The sequence below is a fragment of the Prosthecobacter fluviatilis genome (genome assembly GCF_055388355.1).
In genome coordinates this window covers 1,765,031-1,783,615 of record NZ_AP043782.1, presented here as the reverse complement: position 1 = coordinate 1,783,615, position 18,585 = coordinate 1,765,031, and the positions used below count along the sequence as shown (strand labels likewise).

General features: G+C 60.1%; 15 protein-coding genes. 5 read left to right on the top strand and 10 right to left on the bottom strand.

The genetic code is table 11. The features are described 5' to 3' along the window. Positions 1 to 72 precede the first annotated feature (72 nt). The gene (locus tag ACZ5WW_RS06910; RefSeq protein WP_377170694.1) at positions 73 to 723 is read left to right on the top strand and encodes a histidine phosphatase family protein; all 651 of its coding nucleotides are present in this window, start codon (positions 73 to 75) and stop codon (positions 721 to 723) included. 48 nt (positions 724 to 771) lie between these two features. Here the strand turns inward: ACZ5WW_RS06910 and ACZ5WW_RS06905 are convergent, their stop codons facing one another. Continuing rightward, positions 772 to 1,872: an aminopeptidase gene (locus tag ACZ5WW_RS06905; RefSeq protein WP_377170696.1), complete on the bottom strand. Its 1,101-nt coding sequence runs from the start codon at positions 1,870 to 1,872 to the stop codon at positions 772 to 774. 78 nt (positions 1,873 to 1,950) lie between these two features. Between ACZ5WW_RS06905 and ACZ5WW_RS06900 the strand changes: the two genes are divergently transcribed. Further along, positions 1,951 to 2,802: a DUF3108 domain-containing protein gene (locus ACZ5WW_RS06900; RefSeq protein WP_464694222.1), complete on the top strand. Its 852-nt coding sequence runs from the start codon at positions 1,951 to 1,953 to the stop codon at positions 2,800 to 2,802. On the opposite strand, the gene ACZ5WW_RS06895 is transcribed toward ACZ5WW_RS06900, so the two are convergent. The 7 genes from ACZ5WW_RS06895 to ACZ5WW_RS06865 all read right to left on the bottom strand — a co-directional run bounded on the left by ACZ5WW_RS06895 (position 2,799) and on the right by ACZ5WW_RS06865 (position 10,301). Next, the gene (locus tag ACZ5WW_RS06895) at positions 2,799 to 3,446 is read right to left on the bottom strand and encodes a hypothetical protein (protein ID WP_377170700.1); all 648 of its coding nucleotides are present in this window, start codon (positions 3,444 to 3,446) and stop codon (positions 2,799 to 2,801) included. The genes ACZ5WW_RS06900 and ACZ5WW_RS06895 overlap by 4 nt on opposite strands. Before the next feature lie 22 nt (positions 3,447 to 3,468). Beyond that, on the bottom strand, positions 3,469 to 4,263 hold the full coding sequence (locus ACZ5WW_RS06890) for a class I fructose-bisphosphate aldolase (protein ID WP_377170702.1): 795 nt from the start codon (positions 4,261 to 4,263) through the stop codon (positions 3,469 to 3,471). A 92-nt stretch (positions 4,264 to 4,355) separates the two neighbouring features. Further along, a complete protein-coding gene (locus ACZ5WW_RS06885; protein WP_377170704.1) occupies positions 4,356 to 4,703 on the bottom strand; it encodes a hypothetical protein in 348 nt (115 codons plus the stop codon). 65 nt (positions 4,704 to 4,768) lie between these two features. Next, positions 4,769 to 5,473, bottom strand: a complete 705-nt coding sequence (locus tag ACZ5WW_RS06880; protein ID WP_377170706.1) for a type II secretion system protein — start codon at positions 5,471 to 5,473, stop codon at positions 4,769 to 4,771. A 47-nt stretch (positions 5,474 to 5,520) separates the two neighbouring features. After that, the gene (locus ACZ5WW_RS06875; RefSeq protein WP_377170709.1) at positions 5,521 to 6,801 is read right to left on the bottom strand and encodes a type II secretion system F family protein; all 1,281 of its coding nucleotides are present in this window, start codon (positions 6,799 to 6,801) and stop codon (positions 5,521 to 5,523) included. A 128-nt stretch (positions 6,802 to 6,929) separates the two neighbouring features. Further along, entirely contained in the window at positions 6,930 to 8,594 is a 1,665-nt protein-coding gene (locus ACZ5WW_RS06870; protein WP_377170711.1) for a GspE/PulE family protein, read from the bottom strand. Between the two features lie 48 nt (positions 8,595 to 8,642). Further along, complete coding sequence (locus ACZ5WW_RS06865; protein WP_377170713.1) at positions 8,643 to 10,301, bottom strand: GspE/PulE family protein; 1,659 nt, start codon at positions 10,299 to 10,301, stop codon at positions 8,643 to 8,645. Positions 10,302 to 10,547: 246 nt separating this feature from the next. Here ACZ5WW_RS06865 and ACZ5WW_RS06860 point away from each other — a divergent pair, with 246 nt between their 5' ends. Together ACZ5WW_RS06860 and dnaA are read left to right on the top strand one after the other, a co-directional pair. Further along, the gene (locus ACZ5WW_RS06860; RefSeq protein ID WP_377170715.1) at positions 10,548 to 11,549 is read left to right on the top strand and encodes a DUF3500 domain-containing protein; all 1,002 of its coding nucleotides are present in this window, start codon (positions 10,548 to 10,550) and stop codon (positions 11,547 to 11,549) included. Positions 11,550 to 11,896: 347 nt separating this feature from the next. Next, positions 11,897 to 13,330 (top strand): chromosomal replication initiator protein DnaA, encoded by a 1,434-nt coding sequence (gene dnaA, locus ACZ5WW_RS06855; RefSeq protein ID WP_377170717.1) that lies wholly within the window; start codon positions 11,897 to 11,899, stop codon positions 13,328 to 13,330. 28 nt (positions 13,331 to 13,358) lie between these two features. Here dnaA and ACZ5WW_RS06850 read toward each other — a convergent pair whose 3' ends face one another. Together ACZ5WW_RS06850 and ACZ5WW_RS06845 are read right to left on the bottom strand one after the other, a co-directional pair. After that, complete coding sequence (locus ACZ5WW_RS06850; protein ID WP_464694221.1) at positions 13,359 to 14,189, bottom strand: HNH endonuclease; 831 nt, start codon at positions 14,187 to 14,189, stop codon at positions 13,359 to 13,361. A gap of 28 nt (positions 14,190 to 14,217) precedes the next feature. Then, positions 14,218 to 18,168 (bottom strand): PVC-type heme-binding CxxCH protein, encoded by a 3,951-nt coding sequence (locus tag ACZ5WW_RS06845; protein ID WP_377170721.1) that lies wholly within the window; start codon positions 18,166 to 18,168, stop codon positions 14,218 to 14,220. 142 nt (positions 18,169 to 18,310) lie between these two features. Here ACZ5WW_RS06845 and ACZ5WW_RS06840 point away from each other — a divergent pair, with 142 nt between their 5' ends. Then, positions 18,311 to 18,547: a hypothetical protein gene (locus ACZ5WW_RS06840; protein ID WP_377170723.1), complete on the top strand. Its 237-nt coding sequence runs from the start codon at positions 18,311 to 18,313 to the stop codon at positions 18,545 to 18,547. The last annotated feature ends 38 nt before the right edge of the window (positions 18,548 to 18,585 follow it).

Sequence of the window (18,585 nt, the reverse complement as noted above, 5' to 3'; positions counted from 1 at the left end):
CATCAACTCCATCGGAAGGCAGCGTGAAGGCGCTGCCTTCTGTCTTTTCACTCCACTCACTTTATTCCAGCCGTGAAATCTCATCTCCCCGGTCATCCCATGCAGATCTACCTCATCCGCCACGGAGAGGTGGAGGAGAAGTACCACAAGGTGTTTGGTGGATCGCGAATCGACATGGCGCTGTCTCCGCGCGGCCTGAAGATGGGGGAGGCGGCGGCGGAGTGGCTGAAGGACACGAAGCTGGACGCGCTGTATGCCAGCCCGATGCTGCGCGTGCAGCAGACGCTGGCGCCGCTGGCCGCACAGCGCGGGCTGGAGCCGCAGATCCTGACTGGGCTGCGAGAGATGGACTTTGGCGACTGGACGGGAAACCGCTGGGACGAGGTGCAGACGAAGTTTGGGATGAGCGCCTTTGACTGGCTGGAGATCATCGAGAGCAACGGCCTGCCGAATGGCGAGAACATCGAAAGCCTGAAGGCGCGCGTGCGCGAGAGCATGCTGCAGATCATTCATGCGCATCCGCACGGGAAGGTGGCGGTGTACTGCCACGGCGGGATCATCCGCGTGATCCTGGCGCTGCTGCTGGAGGTGCCGCTGGCGCACCTGGCGCACTTTAACATCGAGTACGGCAGCATCAGCCTGGTGGAGCTGCTGCCGGACAGGAAGCATGCGGTGGAGATCGAGCTGCTGAACTTTCAGCCGCCGATCATGCAGGCCAGTTGAGCTGCTACTGGAGTGTCTTCAGACCAGTTGCGGCGCAACTGGGCAACTTTAGTAGTTCAGCGGCTTGAGCTCAGGCACGACGAATTTGCCGTCCTTGCGGATGAGCTTGCCGTCGAAGCGGATTTCGCCGCCACCGTATTCGGGGCGCTGGATGTTGACGAGATCCCAGTGCACCTGGCTGCGGTTGCCGTTGTCGGCGACGCCTTCGTAGGCCTGGCCGGGGGTGAAGTGGAAGCTGCCGGCGATCTTTTCGTCGAAGAGGATGTCGCGCATGGGCTCTTTGATCTCACGATTGAAGCCGATGGCGAATTCGCCGATGTAGCGGGCGCCTTCGTCGCTGTCGAGGATCTTGTTGATGGCGGCGGTGTTGTTGGCGGTGGCGTTGACGATTTTGCCTTTGCTGAACTCGAGCTTCACGCTGTCAAAGGCGATGCCCTGGTAGATGGTGGGAGCATTGTAGCTGATGACGCCTTCGACGCTGTCTTTCACCGGGGCGGAGAAGACTTCGCCGTCGGGGATGTTGTGGCCGCCGCCGCAGACGATGCCTTTGAGACCCTTGAGGCTGAAGCGGAGGTCGGTGCCCGGGCCGGTGATGTGGACGTCCCTGGCCTTGTCCATGAGCTTTTTCAAAGCGTTCATGGCAGGGATCAGGGCGGCGTAGTCGAGCAGGCAGACGCGGAAGAAGAAGTCTTCAAAGGCCTGGGTGCTCATGCCAGCCTGCTGGGCCATGGAGGCGGTGGGCCAGCGGAGGACGACCCAGCGGCTGTTGTTCACACGCTCGTTCTGCACGGGGCGGAGCTTGGCCATGACCATCTTCATCTGCTCGGCAGGGACGTCTGCGGCCTCGGTGATGTTGTGGCTGCCGCGCACGGCGATGTAGCAGTCCGTCTGCTTCATCAGCGCGAGGTTGTTTTCGGCGATGATGTCGTACTGCTTTGCGCTGGCGTGGATCATCTGCTCGCGGGTGATGACGGCGTCATTGATACGGACCATGGGCATGCCGCCTGCGGCGACGACTTCGCGGATGAGGCTCTGGCCCACGGTGTTGGGCACGTCGAAGAGGTCGATCCAGACGAGGTCGCCTTTTTTGACCTTGGTGGAGTAGCGGACGAGCTGGCGGGAGAGGGCGTCAATACGGGGATCGTGCATATGAGGGGGACTGTGGCGGAAAAGACACAGGCTGGCAAAAGGGAAAATCGGGGGAATAATGGGGGCATGCGCCACCTGATGCTCTTTCTTTTCGGTGTATTGAGCCATTCCGCGACCTGCGGCCAGACACCTGAGTGGGTCAAGGAACTCACGCCCGGCACTGCCGGAACACAGCGCAAGGTGCCGCCCTGCAAGCTGACCTTTGATGTGGGCTGGAGCCATGTGATGACGGCGGGCCAGGCCACGCTGACCGTGCGTGAGGCTGGAAATTTCTGGCGCGCTGATGCGGGGGCGGCGAGCACCGGGCTGGCGCGTGCGCTGTGGAAGTATGACTGTGAGATGACCTCCATCATGCACCGGGGAGATCTGCGGGCGCACTACCTGCAGCACCAGGAGACAGACAGCGCAGAGACGTGCCGCTACCGGGTGTCGTTTGAGCGGCAGAGGGTCATCACAGAGACCGAGGTGCGGCCGGTGAAGGGGACGCCGGGCACGTCAACGGCGGTGTGTCCCTTTGGTCCGATGGATGACATCCTCTCGGTGATCCTGTATGTGCGCAGCCAGGAGCTGAAGGACGGGCAGAAGATCACCCGGGTGGTGCAGCCGTGGGACACGCCCTATCTGACGACGTTTGAGGTGCAGGGGCGTGAGAGCATCACGTACGGCGGGCAGAAGAGGCCCTGCATCAAGCTGGGGCTGAAGATCCGGAAAATAGACCGCACCACGCTGGCCCTGAGCGCCTACAAAAAAATGAAAACGGCGACCATCTGGGTGTCTGACGACGAGCTGCGCATCCCCATCGAGATGAATGCGAGCGTTTTTGTCGGGTTCATGTTTGCGAAGCTGACCCGGTTTGAAACGCTGAGCGGCAAGGAGGCCACGGCAGCCCTGCCTGCGAGCATCACGGTGAAGCCTCCGCCTGCGCCTTAAGGAGCGGCGGTGGCTGCTTCGACGCTGATTTTGATGTCGTCAAAGAACACGGGCTCGCCTGAAAAGGGAGTGGCCCAGATGGCGCATTTGCCCTGGCCTTTGAGGTTCTTTTCAGGGTGCTTTATGAGTGGCTCTGCGGGTTCGGCGGCATCGGCAGGCCAGGCTTTGCCTGTGATGGTCCAGGCATCTCCTTCTGCTTTTTTGGCTTCGAGTTTGATCCTGACCCAGGCTTCGCTGGTCCAGGCAAATGGGACGGAGGCCAGTGTCTCGGTGCCTTTGACCAGGTCGAGGGATTTTTTGGCTGGATTGACCATGAGCCGGTGGCCGCTCATGCCATGCACGCTGACACCGAAGCGTGGGGTGCTGCGGCCGCGCTTGATGGCCAGAACGCGGGCCTCGATGCTGGCATTGCCACTGGCGGAGATGGCGAGCTGGGCGCTGGCATCGGTGACCGGGTTGGGGTCCACCACGATGGCCTTGTTGCCATCGCGTGCGGCGATCTTGATGGTGCCATCAACGACGAAAACGTCCTTGGGCGGCTCGCCTTCAGCCCAGTCGTCGGCCTTGATGTCAAAAGATTGAAGCTGCTGTGCGTGGAGAGAAGAGGCGGCGAGCAGGCTGGCGGCAAGAAGCAGTCGTTTCATGGCGGGGGGAGACGAAACTGCCTCAGCGCACTGGTTCTTTCAGCAGGGCCAGGGCTTCGAGCGCGGAGGCGTCTTCGTGCACGATGGCGGCAAGGCTGCGGGCGATGGCGGCGGGGTTTTTGTGCTGCCAGACGTTGCGGCCGATGGCGATGCCTGCGGCTCCGGCGTCCATGGCATCTTCCACCATCTTGAGGAGGCCGGCGTCGTCTCCCATGGCGGCGCCGCCGAGGATGATGACGGGCACAAAGCTCTGCCCCACGATGCGGCGGAAGTCTTCGACAGTGCCGTTGGTGGGGTAGGGGGTCTTGACGACGTCAGAGCCGAGCTCTGCGGCAAGGCGGACGGCGAAGCTGACATTTTCCACCGTGTATTTTTCAGGGGCACCGAGGGCGTAAGGCAGGGACTCAAGAATGACTGGGATGTCTGTGTCCAGGCTGAGACGGATGAGGTCTGCGCATTCCTGGAAGTTGGCCTTTTCGTAGGCGGAACCAGGGTAGAGCATGTTCATGACGGCGTTGGCGCCAACCATTTCCGCTTCTTCGACGCCAAAGACGCCGATGCTGCCAGCGCCTTCGCCCGTGGTGCGGGTATTGTAAATGTCTGTGCGCAGGATGATGCCCTTGCCTGCAAGGCTGTCGGCGGCACGGAGAGCCACACCGAGGTTCATGACGTAGCCGTCGACGAACTCATTGACGTCATCGATGAGCTGGAAGGGGTTTTCCAGACCGGGCACGGGAATGGCGCAACCGTGGTCAATGGGGAGAATGACGGTCTTGCCGTTGCGAAAGAGGGCTTCGAGGTTTTCCTGGCGGTTCATGGAGTCGGGGTTGGAGGGGTATGAGGGTTCATCGCTGCGATGAGGGCCGCGTGCAAACCAAAATCCAGCCCCGCCTGAGGCTGCCCAGCCGCTCAGCGGGTGATTCTCTGGGGCTGGCTTTTCACCTTTTCGATCTCGCGGTTGGAGCTTTCCTCGTCGCGTTCGAAGCGGGTTTTGTCACGCTTGTGGTCTCGCACGATGTCAACCGTCCAGAAGGCACCACTGAGCCCGGTGGCGAGCAGGAGAAGGAAGAGGATGAAGCAGATGAAGGACATCTGCCGCTCCTGGCTGCGCCGCTGCTCGCGGTTGGAGTCCACATCAAGCACGCCCAGCAGGTCCATCCACCAAAGCCGCCAGACACTTGGGTCGCGTGCGATGTTCAAAGCCCAGAAGCTGATGAACAGTGCAAGAATGGAGGCTATGGCAAGACCTATGGGCATACTCCGTCAAACTTTGCCCGATGACATGCAGCCAATGTCGTGTTCAGAGGATGCTGGAGCAGCCCTTACCAATTTTTGATCCACTTGACGGACACCGTGGGGTCCGTGAGGGTGCTGATGCTCTGCTTGGTGGTGTTCTGCTCGTCTTCAGAATATGACCAGAGGTCATAGGTGGAATTGATGGTGGTCGGGGTGGTGGTGTTATTGTTGCTGGTATTGCTGGCACCAGTGGCGACGGTTGGCGCTGCGGCTTTCAGGTACTGGAAGGGGTGGCCGAATCCGTCGATGAGGATGTAGGTGGCGCCTTTCCGGGTGAAGATGGTCTGGGGAATTTCGACGAACATCTTGTTTTTGATTTCGGCTGCGCCTTCCACTTTTCCATCGGACGAGCCGCCCGCGCTGCCACCGGCAGCGCTGGAGGAGGCTCCTGTGACGCCTTTGATCTGGTCATATCCGTCACCTGTGAGGGCCTGGTAGAGGCATGCGGCTCCGGAGGTGTCGTAAGTGGCCACGCCAGGAGGGAATGCCACCATCTGATTGCTGCCCGCAGGCTGCGGATACTCGCCGAATTCCGTGTTGTAACGTTCAAGGGCAAGCTTGATGGCCTCAAACGTGCCCGTGGTGACGCGCCGTTTTGAAGAGCGCATGGCATAGGTGTAGCCACCCAGGGTCAAGGCTGCGAGCAATGAGATGATGGTGACAACGATGAGCATCTCCACCAGGGTGAAGGCGCGTGTACGTGAATGCGAGGCGAAGCGAGTTGTTTTCATGGCTTCAAGAGTGGTTGGGGTTGTCGGGGGCGGGGGCAGGCCTGGCCTTAGCCGCCAGCGCCGCCGCTGAGGTTTTTGATCACGTCGATGAGCGGGAGGAAGAGGGCCATGACGATGACGCCGACGACGAGGGCGAGCACAACGATCATGAGCGGCTCAAGCATGGAGGTGAGCGCGGAGACGGAGTTGTCCACTTCGTCTTCATAAACGTCTGCGATCTTGAGGAGCATCTCCGGGAGCTGGCCGGTTTCTTCGCCCACGTCCACCATGGAGATCACCATGGGGGGGAACACGCCGCTGGACTCCAGGGGGGCGACCATGGACTCACCTTCCTTCACAGCGTCATGCACCTTGGTGATGGCGTCTGAAACGATGGTGTTGCCTGCGGTGTCGCGGGTGATGTTGAGGGCCTGCAGAATCGGGACGCCGGAGGTCACCAGGGTGCCGAGGGTGCGGGTGAAACGGGAGATGGCGGTCTTGCGCTGCACATCGCCGAAGAGAGGCAGCTTGAGCTTGGTGCGGTCGATCCAGCGACGGCCGCCTTTGGTGGAGGCGAGCACGCGCCAGCCTGCGACGGTGCCGACAATACCGCCAAGGAGGATCCACTTGTATTCGAACATGTTGCGGCTGAAGCCGATGACCCACTTGGTGAGCTCCGGCAGCTTGTCCTTGCTGCCGAGCATGTCTTCAAAGATGACTTCGAAGCGGGGGACGATGACCATCATGAGGAAGACCATGATGGCTGCGGCGATGCACATCACGATGATGGGGTAAACCATCGCGGCGACGATCTTGTTTTTGAGCTTCTGGGCCTTTTCCTGGTATTCAGCAAGGCGGTTGAGCACGAGCTCGAGCACACCACCGAGCTCGCCAGCCTTCACCATGTTGATGTAGAGCTTGTTGAAAATGCGAGGGTACTGCTGAAGGCTTTCAGAGAAGGTGCTGCCGGTCTGCACGTTGTCCGCCAAAGTGTTGATGGTCGCCTTCATGATCGGATTGGGCTCCTGACGGCCCAACACGGTGAGGCCGCGCAGGAGGGGCAGGCCGGAGTCGATGAGGGTGGCGAGCTGACGGGTGAAAATCATCAGGCTCTTGCTCTTCACCTTGGCATTCGCGCCGATTTTGACGGACTTTGTCTTGCCTTTGGAGGTCGATTTGACGCGTTTCTTGATGGCTGCCGCCTGACCCTGACCTTCCGCCGCGACGCTGGTCGGATAAAGGCCGGACTGGCGCAGTTGATTGATGGCATCTGCCTCGGAGGCAGCGTCAAGATCTCCGGCGGTTTCCTGTCCGTTCTGATCCAGGGCGATGTAATGAAACGTGGGCATAGGGGCTTGTCGTGGCGGCGTTGGCGTTAGTTCAGAGTAATTTTAGAATACCGGGACGGCGGGTGTTCTGTCCATCAAATAATGTACAGTGGGGCACAGGACTGCCGCGCCGGCCTGAGGGGCGTGCATCAGGTGTATTTCAGGACTTCTTCGATGGTGGTGGCGCCATCGTAGATGCTGCGCAGCCCGTCTTCACGGAGGGTGACCATGCCGAGCTCAATGGCCTTCTGCTTCAGCACGATGGAGGGGGCGCGGCCAGTGATGAGTTCACGGATGGGGTCGGTGACATCGAGCAGCTCGTAGAGGCCCTTTCGGCCTTTGTAGCCGCTGTTGCCACAGACTGAGCAGCCGGAGCCGGTGTAGAAGTGTTTTCCGCCGAGGTCCGACGGTGTGAGGCCGAGCTGATTGAGGATGTGGAGGCTGGGCTCGTAAGGCGCACGGCAGCTCTTGCAGATGGTGCGCAGAAGGCGCTGGGCGAGGACGCCTTCGAGGGTGGCGGAGACGAGGAAGGGCTCCACGCCCATGTCCACCAAGCGTGTGACGGCTCCGGCAGAGTCGTTGGTGTGCAGGGTGCTGAGCACCAAGTGTCCGGTGAGGGAGGCCTGGATGGCGATCTGGGCGGTTTCAAGGTCGCGCATTTCTCCCACCATGATGCGGTCCGGATCCTGACGGAGGAAGGAACGCAGGGCCTTGGCGAAGGTGAGGCCGACAGACTCGTTGATCGGCACCTGCATGACGCCGTCGAGCTCATACTCCACCGGATCTTCGGCGGTGAGCAGCTTGCAGTCGATGGTGTTGATGCGGCGCAGGCAGGCGTAGAGCGTGGTGGTCTTGCCGGCTCCGGTGGGGCCGGTGACGATGAAGATGCCGTTGGGCTTGTGGATGGTCTCGACGATGTAGTCCTGGAGGAAGGGCTGCATGCCCAGGGCTTCGAGTTCAATGTTGATCGAGGAGCGGTCAAGAACGCGCAGCACCACGGACTCGCCGTGCTGAGTAGGCAGGGAGTTGACACGCATGTCCACCGGCTTGCCGCCGACGTTGGTCATGATGCGTCCGTCCTGCGGGATGCGGCGCTCGGCGATGTTCATGTTCGCCATGACCTTGATACGAGAGATGATCGAGGTGGCCAGATGAATGGGCGGCGGCGCCATTTCATAGAGCGCACCGTCCACGCGGTAGCGGATTTTGAACTCGCGCTCGAAGGGCTCGAAGTGAATGTCGCTGGCCCGTTCCTTGATGGCCTGCTGCATCACCAGGTCGACGAATTTGACGATGGGGGCGGAGTTTGCCTCGGCCTCGGCCGTGACGCCCTCTTTGCCTGCCTTGCCCATCTGGCCGAAGATTTCCTCGATGCTGGGAGCGCCCGCACCGTAGTATTTCTCGATCAAAGTCAGCACCTGGCTGCGGCGTGCGACCACGGGCACGATGGTTTTTTCGAGCCCGAAGCGCAGATCTTCCACCAGCTGAGGGTTGAGCGGGTCGGTAAATGCCACATGGAGTCCCTGGGCGTCGAGGGTGATGGGGAAGGCGCCGTAGAGACGCGCCATGCCGGCCGGGATCAAGGCCACCACGGAGGGGGGCGGCTCAAAATTGTCGAGATCGAAGTGATCGGCTCCGAGTTCATCCGCCACCTGAGCCCAGAATTCATCTTCGTTGGTGTAAATGCCGTAGGAGAGCAGCACCTGGACAATGTCTTTGCCGTTTTGCACGGAATCCTGCTCGATGTCGTAGGCGAGACCTTTGTCGATCACGCCCCGGCCTTTGAGCATCTCTACCACATTATGGGGAGTCATAGTCGTCTGTAAGAAATGAAGTTCGTTTGGTAAGTCGGGGAGTGAAGATCAGTCTGCGTCTGCCATGGTGGCCTCGATCACTTCCTCGGCGGTTGTGAGGCCGGAGAGCACCTTGCGGATGCCGTCTTCGCGCAGGGTGCGCATGCCCAGTTCGCGAGCACGTTTGCGAAGCTGGGGAGTGGTGAGCTGCTGGTTGATCATGCCGCGCACCTCGTCATCGATCTTGAAGATCTCGACGATGGACATACGGCCGCGGAAGCCGCGCTGGCGGCATTTGGAGCAGCCGACGGAGCTCATGATGGTGGACTCCGCCATCTGGGCGGCTTCGAGGCCGAGGGAGCGCAGCTCGTGGGAGGAGAGCTTGCCGGGCTGCTTGCAGTCCGGGCAGAGCTTGCGGACGAGGCGCTGCGCCTCGATGGCACGCACTGCGGAGGCGGTGAGGAAGGGCTTCACGCCGATGTCTGTGAGACGGGCGACGGCGCTGGGGGCGTCGTTGGTGTGGAGCGTACTGAAAACAAGGTGACCTGTGAGCGATGCCTGGATGGCGATGGAGGCGGTCTCAAGGTCACGAATTTCCCCCAGCATGATGATGTTGGGCGCCTGACGCAGCATGGCGCGGAGTGCGGCGGCGAAAGTCATGCCCACGTCCTCCTTCACCATCACCTGGTTGATGCCGGCGAGTTCGTATTCGACCGGGTCCTCAACGGTGATGATCTTGCGGTCCGGTCGGTTGATGTAGTTGAGGCAGGCGTAGAGGGTGGTCGTTTTGCCGGAACCGGTGGGGCCGGTGACGAGAATGATGCCGTCCGGCAGTGTGATGAGCTGCTCGAAGGCGGCCTGGTCATCGCTGAGGAAGCCCAGGTCCACGAGGCCAAGCTTGAGGCTGCTCTTGTCGAGAACACGCATGACGACGCTTTCACCGTTGTTGGTGGGGATGATCGAGACACGCATGTCGATCTCCTTGTCGTTGAAATGCATCTGGATACGGCCGTCCTGCGGGATGCGCTTTTCATCCAGCTGCATGGAGCCCGTCATGATCTTGAGGCGCCCGATGATCGCCGAGTGCAGGCGCTTGGGATGATGCTCCACGTCCACGAGGACACCATCCATGCGGTAGCGGATGCGGATGTCCTTTTCCAGCGGCTCCACATGAATGTCTGAAGCCTTCTGCTTGAAGGCCTCCATCAGGAGGTTCTGCACCAGCTTGATGACCGGGGCGTCTGCGTCAGAAGAGGTGGAGGGATCTCCGCCCTTGGTGGTGATGCCGAGGATGGCGTCATTGCCATAGATGTTGGACTGCACCGTCTTGATCAAAGCCGGGGTGGAGCAGTAGTACTCAATGTCCGGCTGCAGCACGTGCGGCAGGGCATCGAGTGTCTCGAAGTCGAAAGGATCTGCCACCGCGACCTGGAGGGTGCTCCCGTTCATTCCCAGAGGCGCGATTTTGTATTTCTGCGCCACGTCCAGCGGAACAAGGGACTTCAGGCTGGGATGGGCTTCGAAGCCGTTCAAATCAACGTACTCCATGCCGGAGCTGACGGCTACGGTGCGTGCGATCTGCTCATCCGAGACTGCGCCCGATTTGACCAAAACTGCGACGACGCTCTCTCCAGGTTTCAGACCTGTCTTTGCCTGCTGGATGTCACGCTCGGACAACTGGCCGGTTTCCAGGAGCTGTTCGAGGAGGTATGCTTCATTGGAGTACATGAATTCGGATCGGCTTGGCGGGTGGTGCGTGAAATAGGTATTTTGCGATAATTCTCAGACTACAACCTCACGCAGGAAAGTGTCAATGTCTCGGCGTTCACAACATGAAAATTGATGACAATGAATGACAAACCACCGCAGGAATGAGCGTTCGACTTGCCCTGCCATCCAATATCGACGACTCACACCACCCTTATGCACCTCGCCCAGCGTTTATCCGTCCCGTTTCTCGGCATCTGTCTTGCCATGTCAGGTTTCACTCCGCGCACGGCTGGAGCGCATGATGCGGGAACGCAGATGTCCGCCATCGCCAAGGTGTTTCTGGCGGCGCTGAATCCAGAGCAAAAGGCGAAGGCCTGCTTTGAGTTTGCAGCTGAGGAGCGTGAAAACTGGCACTTTATTCCGCGTGAACGCAAAGGACTACCGCTCAAGGAAATGACGCCGCAGCAGAGACTGCTGGCCCATGCGCTGCTGAGCACCGGACTGAGTTTCAGAGGGACTGCCAAGGCGGTGACGATCATGAGCCTCGAAGAGGTGCTCTACCAGATGGAGGGGGCGGATGAATCATCCAAGCGTGCGGCGGTCCGTGAGAAGCGTGATCCTGAAAAGTACTTTGTGTCCATCTTTGGCGAACCCGCCGACAAGGGTGCATGGGGCTGGCGTGTCGAAGGGCATCACCTTTCGTTGAATTTCACCATCAAAGACGGTCAGATGCTGCGTGCCACGCCTTCTTTCATGGGAACCAATCCGGGTGAAATCCGCCAGGGACCGCTTACCGGGCTGCGCGTGCTCGGCGTCGAGGAAGAGCTGGGCCGCGAGCTGGTCAAGTCGCTGACTCCCGAGCAGTTCAAGACCGCCTTTGTCGCCACGGAAGCCCCGAAGGAGATGATCACCGCCGCCGAGCACAAAGTAAGCCCGCTGGCTCCGGCAGGGCTGCCAGATTCTGAACTCAACGAAGCCCAGAAGGGCATGCTGACGCGCCTGATCTCAGAGTATATCGAGAGGCTGCGTCCTGAAATCGCCGAAGCTGCGCGTGCTGAGTTCAAAAACAGCGGCCCGATCTACTTTGCCTGGGCTGGTGGCAAGGAGCGTGGTGAGCCGCATTACTACCGCGTGCAGGGCAAGACCTTCCTGCTGGAGTATGACAACACCCAGAACGACGCCAATCATGTGCACAGTGTGTGGCGCAGCTTTGACGGCGACTTTGGCCGCGACCTGCTGGGTGAGCATGTGAAGCGGGATCACTGATGCCGGTGCCGACGGACCGGGGAAAATTTTTCCCCGGATGAGGTGATATGCGCAATTAGCGTGCCGGTTTTGGTTGCACACATCTATTCGCAGGCTGTTCACAGCTTGTTCACTCCACTTGGAGGGGATCTTCACAATTCGATGCAAATAAATTTTGAATGTTTTGTTTATCGGAATGAAAACTTCAAAAAATATATCGAAGAAGAGCTTGTTTCGTGTGTCGGTTTCGTCATACAAAGCATCGTCATTTTAAAAGAACTTCAATGGCCTCCTGATTCCTCCCATTGAAACTTCTACAGACATCTCCTCCCAACCTAATCCGACCTCATTTCCCAAGAAAAATCATCATGGCGCGTAACGATGAAAACTCGAATCACACTTCCCTCAACGGCTCGGCTTCCCATGCAACCACGGAACTGTTCACACCTGTGCCCACAGTCTGGGATCATGTGTGCGAAGTTCTGGTGAAACGCCTTGGGGGTGACAATTTTCAGCGTTGCTTCAGCGGCACCTCCGGCCGCCTTGCGGATGATGGCAGGTTCATCATCACTGTGCCCAACCCGATCCATCAGCTCTGGATCGAGAGCAATCACACGGTGGCGGTGGCCGACGCGGTGGCCGAGGTCACTGGGAAAGCTGCGGTCATCGAATTCCATGTGGCCACGGAACCGGCGCCTGTTTCATATGCGCCCATGCCGGAACTCAAGGCGGCGCGCGTCAATGCAGCCGACCAGGCTCCGATCCGTTTCTTCAGCGAAGCGGGTCTGAACGCCAAGTTCAACTTCGACAGCTACGTCATCGGCCCCAACAGCAGCTACTCCGTGGCTGTTGCCAAGGCGGTGGCTGAAAAGCCGGGCCGCATTTACAATCCTCTGTTTTTCCACGGCGCCACCGGCCTTGGCAAGACTCATCTCCTGCAGGCCATCGGCCAGGAAGTGCTGGCTCGCAAACCACGTGCCAATGTGCGCTACGTCACCTCCGAGCAGTTCACCAACGAGTTCGTGGACGCCATCAAGCGCCAGACCTTCAGCCAGTTCCGCCAGAAATACCGCAAGGTGGATGTGCTGCTCATCGACGATGTGCAATTCTTCGAAGGCAAGGACAGCACGCAGGAGGAGTTCTTCCACACCTTCAACGAACTTTTCAACAACGCGAAGCAGATCGTCCTCGCCAGCGACCGCCCGCCGAGCGAGATCAAAAATCTCGAAAGCCGTCTGGTCTCGCGCTTTGAATGGGGCCTTGCCACGCAGATCCAGGTGCCGGACTTTGAAACCCGCATCGCGATCCTGCGCCGCAAGCAGAGCGACTTCAATGTCTCTCTCGACCCATGGATCCTCGACTTCATGGCGCAGCGCATCCGTGTGAACGTGCGCAAGCTGGAAGGCGCGCTCATGCGTGTGGCAGCCCACGTCTCCCTCGAAGGCACCGTCCCCACGGAGTCCGCGCTGGCGACCATGCTTCATGATGTGATCGATGAAGATCCGTCAAAGACCGTGACCGTGGACCGCATCCAGCGGATCATCGCCACGCATTACGATCTGCGGGTGAGCGACCTCACCGGCCCTCGACGTCCGAAAAACATCGCCGAAGCCCGCCAGGTGGCCATGTATCTGACGCGCACCCTGACCAAGCTTCCGCTGGTGCAGATCGGTGATGAATTCGGTGGCCGCGACCACGGCACCGTCATCCATGCGTGCAAGGTCGTCTCGAACCTCGTCAACGGGTCCAACGACTTCAAACGCACGCTGGATACGCTGGCCGGGAAGATCCGCGAGAGCTGAGGTCAACGGGCAGATGCCGGATCGGAGTTCAGATTCTCGCAGTCCGTGATTTGCTGCGAGGATCGCTCTCCCGGAAATCGAGCTGCGTTTTGACAGCTTTCAGCACGGCCGGGGTGATCGCCTTGTTTCTGGCAATCCTGGCCGCCAGGGCTCTCATGTCACGGATGGTTTCCGCCTCCCAGAATGAGTCCATGGCTCTGGCATTCTCAATGTAGATGGATTTAAGGCGGCTTAATTTTTTGCCGAACGAGCCCAGTGTCTGGACTTCGATCATTGACAGAAGCAGCTCGACGTCTTCGCACTCGGGGTGGAGAACCAGATTGCGGTTTTCCAGGGATTTCCTGCTGCCGCCCTGGCTTCGGAATTCCTCGAGTTTTTTGAGGGCGGAGTCGCGGTAGTAGCCAGGCTTTCGTTTGTGACCGGGCCTGGTGTATGACTTGTCGCAGGCAGTCATGAGATGGCTGACGGCCCTGTTGAAGTACCAGTCGGCCGGTTCGATTTTGGAAAGCCTGATCAACTGATCCTTCAACTCCGAACTGATGCTGCCAAAGTAGTAATAGAAGGTTTGAGATGGGGCGCCCTCCCTGTTCAGGTCGAGCATATGGAACTTGTCGGCCCCATTGGCGCGTTTTTTGACATTGAAGGTGTATGAGGAGCAGATTCCGTTTTCGACTTCGGATTTGCCCCCGCGCGAGACGGGTTTGATGTGGTCCACCCAATCCCATTCAACCAACGGACAGGCGCCATAGTCGAGGGACCAGAGCGATTTGCCGGACAGAACACATGTGGCCCTGTCCCGCCTGTAGATCTGGGCTTTTTGCGCGGAGGTGAACTCTTTTCGCTGTTTTCTTCCTGACATGGGCGTCATTTCAACAGGCGATCAATGATCACTTCCCCACGCTCAGCGTGCCCCACATGAGGACGGCGTGGCCGGGGAAGGTGCAGACGAATTCGTACTCGCCGGGCTGTGACGGGGCTTTGAGCTTGAGGGTTTCCTTCTGGCCGGGCTCGAGCAGCTTGGTGGCAGCGAGGATCTCTTTTTCAAAGGCGGCGGGCATGTAGGCGCGGCCCTGCTTGTCCAGCTTGTCAGGCGTCATGGTCATGGCGGCGGTGCCGATCTCCATGTGCTTGCCGGGCGGGACGATGACAAAATTGTGCGGCATGACGTCGTCGTTTTCAAAGATGACTTCAAACTGCTTGCCGGCGGTGACTTCGAGCCTGGTGGTGTCAAAGCGCAGCTGCTCGTGCACGGTGTGTACCACGAAGACATCCACGCTGATGGTCTTCAGCTCTGCCAGGATGCCCTTGGAGGCATCTCCCTGCAGCGCGGCCATCTCCTTGGCGGCGGCAATGATCTCGACGTACTCAGGCTTGCTGCGGTCGGCGGGCTTCACGCTTTTGCCATAGGCCAGCACGGCATCGGTGATGGGGGTGGCTTTGGCTGCGTCCCAGTTGGCCTTGGGGAATTTGAGCAGGGCTTTGGCGGCGGCGTTGCGTTCCGCGCCATCGATGAGGTGCTGGGCGGCAATTTGGAAGTTGGCGGCGGCATTGGCGGGGCCCATGAGCGGCAGGGCGGAGAGCACGGCACGCCGGCCGGCGGCGCTGAGTGAGGCGTCTCCGAGCATGGCGGTGAGGTGCGGCTGGAACTTGGCACGCAGAGCGGCCTCGTTGGCCGGGATGAGGGCGATGGACTCGATGATGGTGTTGCGCTCTCCGGCGTCGGCGACGCTCTTCCACAGGTTGTCCGGCGTTTTGTCGCCGACGATGTAGGCGGCGTAGCAGGCGCGCCTGACCGAGGTCAGTTTCGCCTCCTTGGCCAGCGTCTTGAGGAGCGTGCCGTGGCGGGCCAGCATGCCGGGAGACTGGGCCAGCAGGAGCTTGCCAAGATCATCGGCGGTGGAGTTGAGCCTGCCATCGGCGGCTTCGATGCGCTTGAGCATGTTCACCAGCACCACAGGCGTGTCGTCACCGGAGTTTTTGGCCAGCTCTGTCAGCGCAGCGGCGCGCACATCTGCGCCAAGTTTGGGACGGGTGAGTTTTTCGATGAGCACGGGCTCCAGATCGGGCAGTCCTTTGAGATCGGCGTCAGTGGTCTTGGCGATGAACTCGGCCAGCGCGGCGGGGTCCTTGGGCAGCACCTTGGTCTTGAGCACGGACTGCAGGCCCTTGCGGCATTCGCCGAAGACGTGGTCGATGTAGTAGTCGGTGGGCTGCTTGAGCACATCATAGGAAATCTCCAGCGCCTTCTCGGCATCCGGGGTGGGCTGGTAGAAGCTGAGGGCGCGGACGGCGTGCATGCGCACGGGCATGGCGGGGTCGTTGACAGCGACCTTGAGAAGATCCAGTGCGCCGGGCACGCGGTCCTTCCAGTAGCAGAGCACGCGGGTGGCCGCAGCACGGGCGCGCGGCTCGGGGGAGGAGAGCACCTGTTTGAGCAGATCCACATCCACGACGTCCACCCACTGGTGAGTCCACAGGGCTTCGAGGCGATGATGCTCATATTCGGCGTCATTCTTGTCCAGCTTGGCGGCCCAGGCTTTGGCGGCGGTGGCAACCTTCTGCGCGTCGTGCTTGGCCAGCTCGATCTTGGTGCGCATGCGCACATTGTCCTCCCAGGCTTTCAGGTTTTCGAGGAGGTTCTCGATGCTCTCGCCGTAGATTTTGGCGGGCTTGAGCAGCGGGCGGCCTTCATAGGTCAGCTTGTAGATGCGGCCATGCTTGTGGTCGCGGTTGGGGTCGCGCAGGTGGTGCTGCATGTGGCCGATGATGGCATTGGACCAGTCGCAGAAATACAGTGCGCCATCCGGGCCCACGCTCACGGCGCTGGGGCGGAAGGTAGGATAGACGGCGGGGTCTGCTTTGACGAGCTCATTGCTCACCTCGCCCTTCATTGCGGCGCCATCTGGCATGAGCGGCACGCGCCAGATGCCCTGATAGCTGATGACGTTGGTGTTAAGGAAATTGTTCTGCCAGTCGTCCGGGAAGTGGCGGCTGGAGATGATGTTGTTGCCAGGGCTGGGGCGTGCGGGGCGCTTCCAGAACTCCTGCAGCTTGGCGCTGCCGCCGCCTTCGCGGGGGAGATAGCATGAGGAGGCCTCGGCAAAGGTGTTCACATTGCCGGTGGCGTCGGTGAAGTAGGCATTGCCCCAGCGGTCCCAGACCTTGCCGTGGGGGTTCACCGTCGCGTCCGTGGTGAAGCGCTCCAGCGTGCGGCGGTTCAGGTCAAAGCGGTAGATGCAGCCGTTGGTATTGCGCACGGGGCCGTAGAGGGTCTCCACCTGGGTACGGTGGAAGACGCCATCGCTGGGATAGAGCGCGCCACCGCAGTCGTAGCTCAGCGCATTGGTTTCATGGTGGGAGTCGGCGGCGCAGAGGCCCATGAGCAGGATGGTGCGCTTGTCGCTTTTGCCATCGCCGTCGGTGTCTTCGAGATAAACGAGATTGGGCGACTGCATGACGATGACGCCGTCCTTGTAGAAATTGAATCCGGTGGGGCAGTTCAGGTTGTCGGCAAATTCGGTCATCTTGTCCGCCGTGCCGTCGCCGTTGGTGTCTTCAAAGACGAGCAGGCTGTCCCCCTTGGTGCTGGTGGGGGTGCGCTCGGGGTAGTTCAGCCAGGCGCTGACCCACAGGCGGCCGCGGGTGTCCCAGGCCATCTGCACGGGGTTCACCAGCTCGGGGTACATCTTTTCATCAGCAAAGAGGGTGATCTTCAGCCCCGCCTCGGGCTGGATGTTCTTCATCGCCTCCTTGGCATCGGGGAAGTCCACCAGGCCCTCGGGGGTGAAGGTCATGCCGGTCATGGGGACTTTGTTGAATTCCTTGCCCTCCTTGGGGTTGGGCATGTTGGTGGGCACCTTTTCCACGGGTGGCAGGTTGTCGTCCTTCACCACGAGGTCGCCGCCCTTGGCGATGGCGTGCACGCGCTGGTCGCGGTTGGCGGTTTTGACATCGCGCTGGGCCATTTCCTCCATCATGACCTGGTAGTTGGAGATGTAGGGCTTCTCGGGGGTGCGCTCGTTCTGCTTGAAGCCGCCCACGCCTGCGGCGTAGGCCAGGCCGGAGCGGCCGCCATAGACGTTGTAGCCGTCCACGGTGCGGTAGCGCTGGTGCCACTCCCAGTTTTTGTCGATGATGGCCTGGCGCAGCTTTTCATTCACCTGGGGCGCGTCTTTGCCTGTGAGGGATTTGAAGGCGGAGGCAGCGATGGCCTTTTCACCGCTGTCGGTGATGTAGAGACCGTCCAGGGTGGAGCCTTCCGGCAGGCCTTTGGCACTGGGCTGGAAGAGATCCACAAACGTCACGCCCTTCGCGGCGGCCACTTCGTTCATGGCGGCGGCGTAGTTCTGGATGTTGGTGTTCTTTTCCTCCACCGGCGGGAGGCTGGGGCTGGCCACCTTTTGCAGGGCGATGGGGGAGAAGAGAACGATGCGGGGGGCGCCTTTGCCGCTGAAGTTCTGCGACTTGATGTCGTCGATGAACTTGGCGAGGTTCTTCTTATATTCCTCGATGCCCTCGTAGCCTTTGAAGGACTCGTTGTAGCCGTAGAAGGCGAAGATGACGTCCGCTTTCACCTTGGCCAGCCATTCGTCGCGGGTGCCGAAGTTGTCGATGCGGTGCCAGGTTTGCACCTCGTCGCCTGAGAAGGCCAGATTGCGAAAGGTGAGGTCCTTGTCTGCATGGGCCTGGGTAAGCATGGTCTCCAGCCAGCCGGAGTACTGGGAGCGGTCTGGCAGCGCATTGCCGAGGATGGCGATGCTGTCGCCTCGTTTGAATTCGAGCTGTGCCTGAAGCGGGAGGGTGAGGGCGAGGAGCAGGGGAAGCAGTATCTTCTTCATGGCGGTTGGAGACGGTAGGGCAATGCAATACGGCTGGGCCGGAGCAATGCTTGCCGCGGAAAGAGCAAGTTTCGTTCTTGGCCGATCGGGATCAAAAATGTTTACTCGCAAAGCCAGATGTGATAATTTTTAACTAATGCTCTTGAAATCCCGCCTGATCCTTGCCTGCGCCGCCATGCTCTCACTGAGCAGCTGTGGGCTAATCGGTACTGCGATCAGACTGGCGCCATACGCCCTTCTTTTTGCCGAAGAGGAGGGCCGCAGTCCGGTGGACGGTAAGACCGTGGAAATGCGCGCGAGGGAAGTGCAAAACAAGAAGGGGAACGAAATCCTGCCCGCAGAAGGCAGCATCGGCTCCAGGCTGGCCTTCAGACGCTAGACATCTTGTTGTTTACATAAACAACCCGGCATGATAAA

Coding starts and splice junctions, on each gene's coding strand:
- ACZ5WW_RS06905 (WP_377170696.1), bottom strand. CDS start 1,872: ATGCACGATCCCCGTATTGACGCCCTCTCCCGCCAGCTCGTCCGCTAC.
- ACZ5WW_RS06900 (WP_464694222.1), top strand. CDS start 1,951: ATGCTCTTTCTTTTCGGTGTATTGAGCCATTCCGCGACCTGCGGCCAG.
- ACZ5WW_RS06895 (WP_377170700.1), bottom strand. CDS start 3,446: ATGAAACGACTGCTTCTTGCCGCCAGCCTGCTCGCCGCCTCTTCTCTC.
- ACZ5WW_RS06890 (WP_377170702.1), bottom strand. CDS start 4,263: ATGAACCGCCAGGAAAACCTCGAAGCCCTCTTTCGCAACGGCAAGACC.
- ACZ5WW_RS06885 (WP_377170704.1), bottom strand. CDS start 4,703: ATGCCCATAGGTCTTGCCATAGCCTCCATTCTTGCACTGTTCATCAGC.
- ACZ5WW_RS06880 (WP_377170706.1), bottom strand. CDS start 5,473: ATGAAAACAACTCGCTTCGCCTCGCATTCACGTACACGCGCCTTCACC.
- ACZ5WW_RS06875 (WP_377170709.1), bottom strand. CDS start 6,801: ATGCCCACGTTTCATTACATCGCCCTGGATCAGAACGGACAGGAAACC.
- ACZ5WW_RS06870 (WP_377170711.1), bottom strand. CDS start 8,594: ATGACTCCCCATAATGTGGTAGAGATGCTCAAAGGCCGGGGCGTGATC.
- ACZ5WW_RS06865 (WP_377170713.1), bottom strand. CDS start 10,301: ATGTACTCCAATGAAGCATACCTCCTCGAACAGCTCCTGGAAACCGGC.
- ACZ5WW_RS06860 (WP_377170715.1), top strand. CDS start 10,548: ATGTCAGGTTTCACTCCGCGCACGGCTGGAGCGCATGATGCGGGAACG.
- dnaA (WP_377170717.1), top strand. CDS start 11,897: ATGGCGCGTAACGATGAAAACTCGAATCACACTTCCCTCAACGGCTCG.
- ACZ5WW_RS06850 (WP_464694221.1), bottom strand. CDS start 14,189: ATGTCAGGAAGAAAACAGCGAAAAGAGTTCACCTCCGCGCAAAAAGCC.
- ACZ5WW_RS06845 (WP_377170721.1), bottom strand. CDS start 18,168: ATGAAGAAGATACTGCTTCCCCTGCTCCTCGCCCTCACCCTCCCGCTT.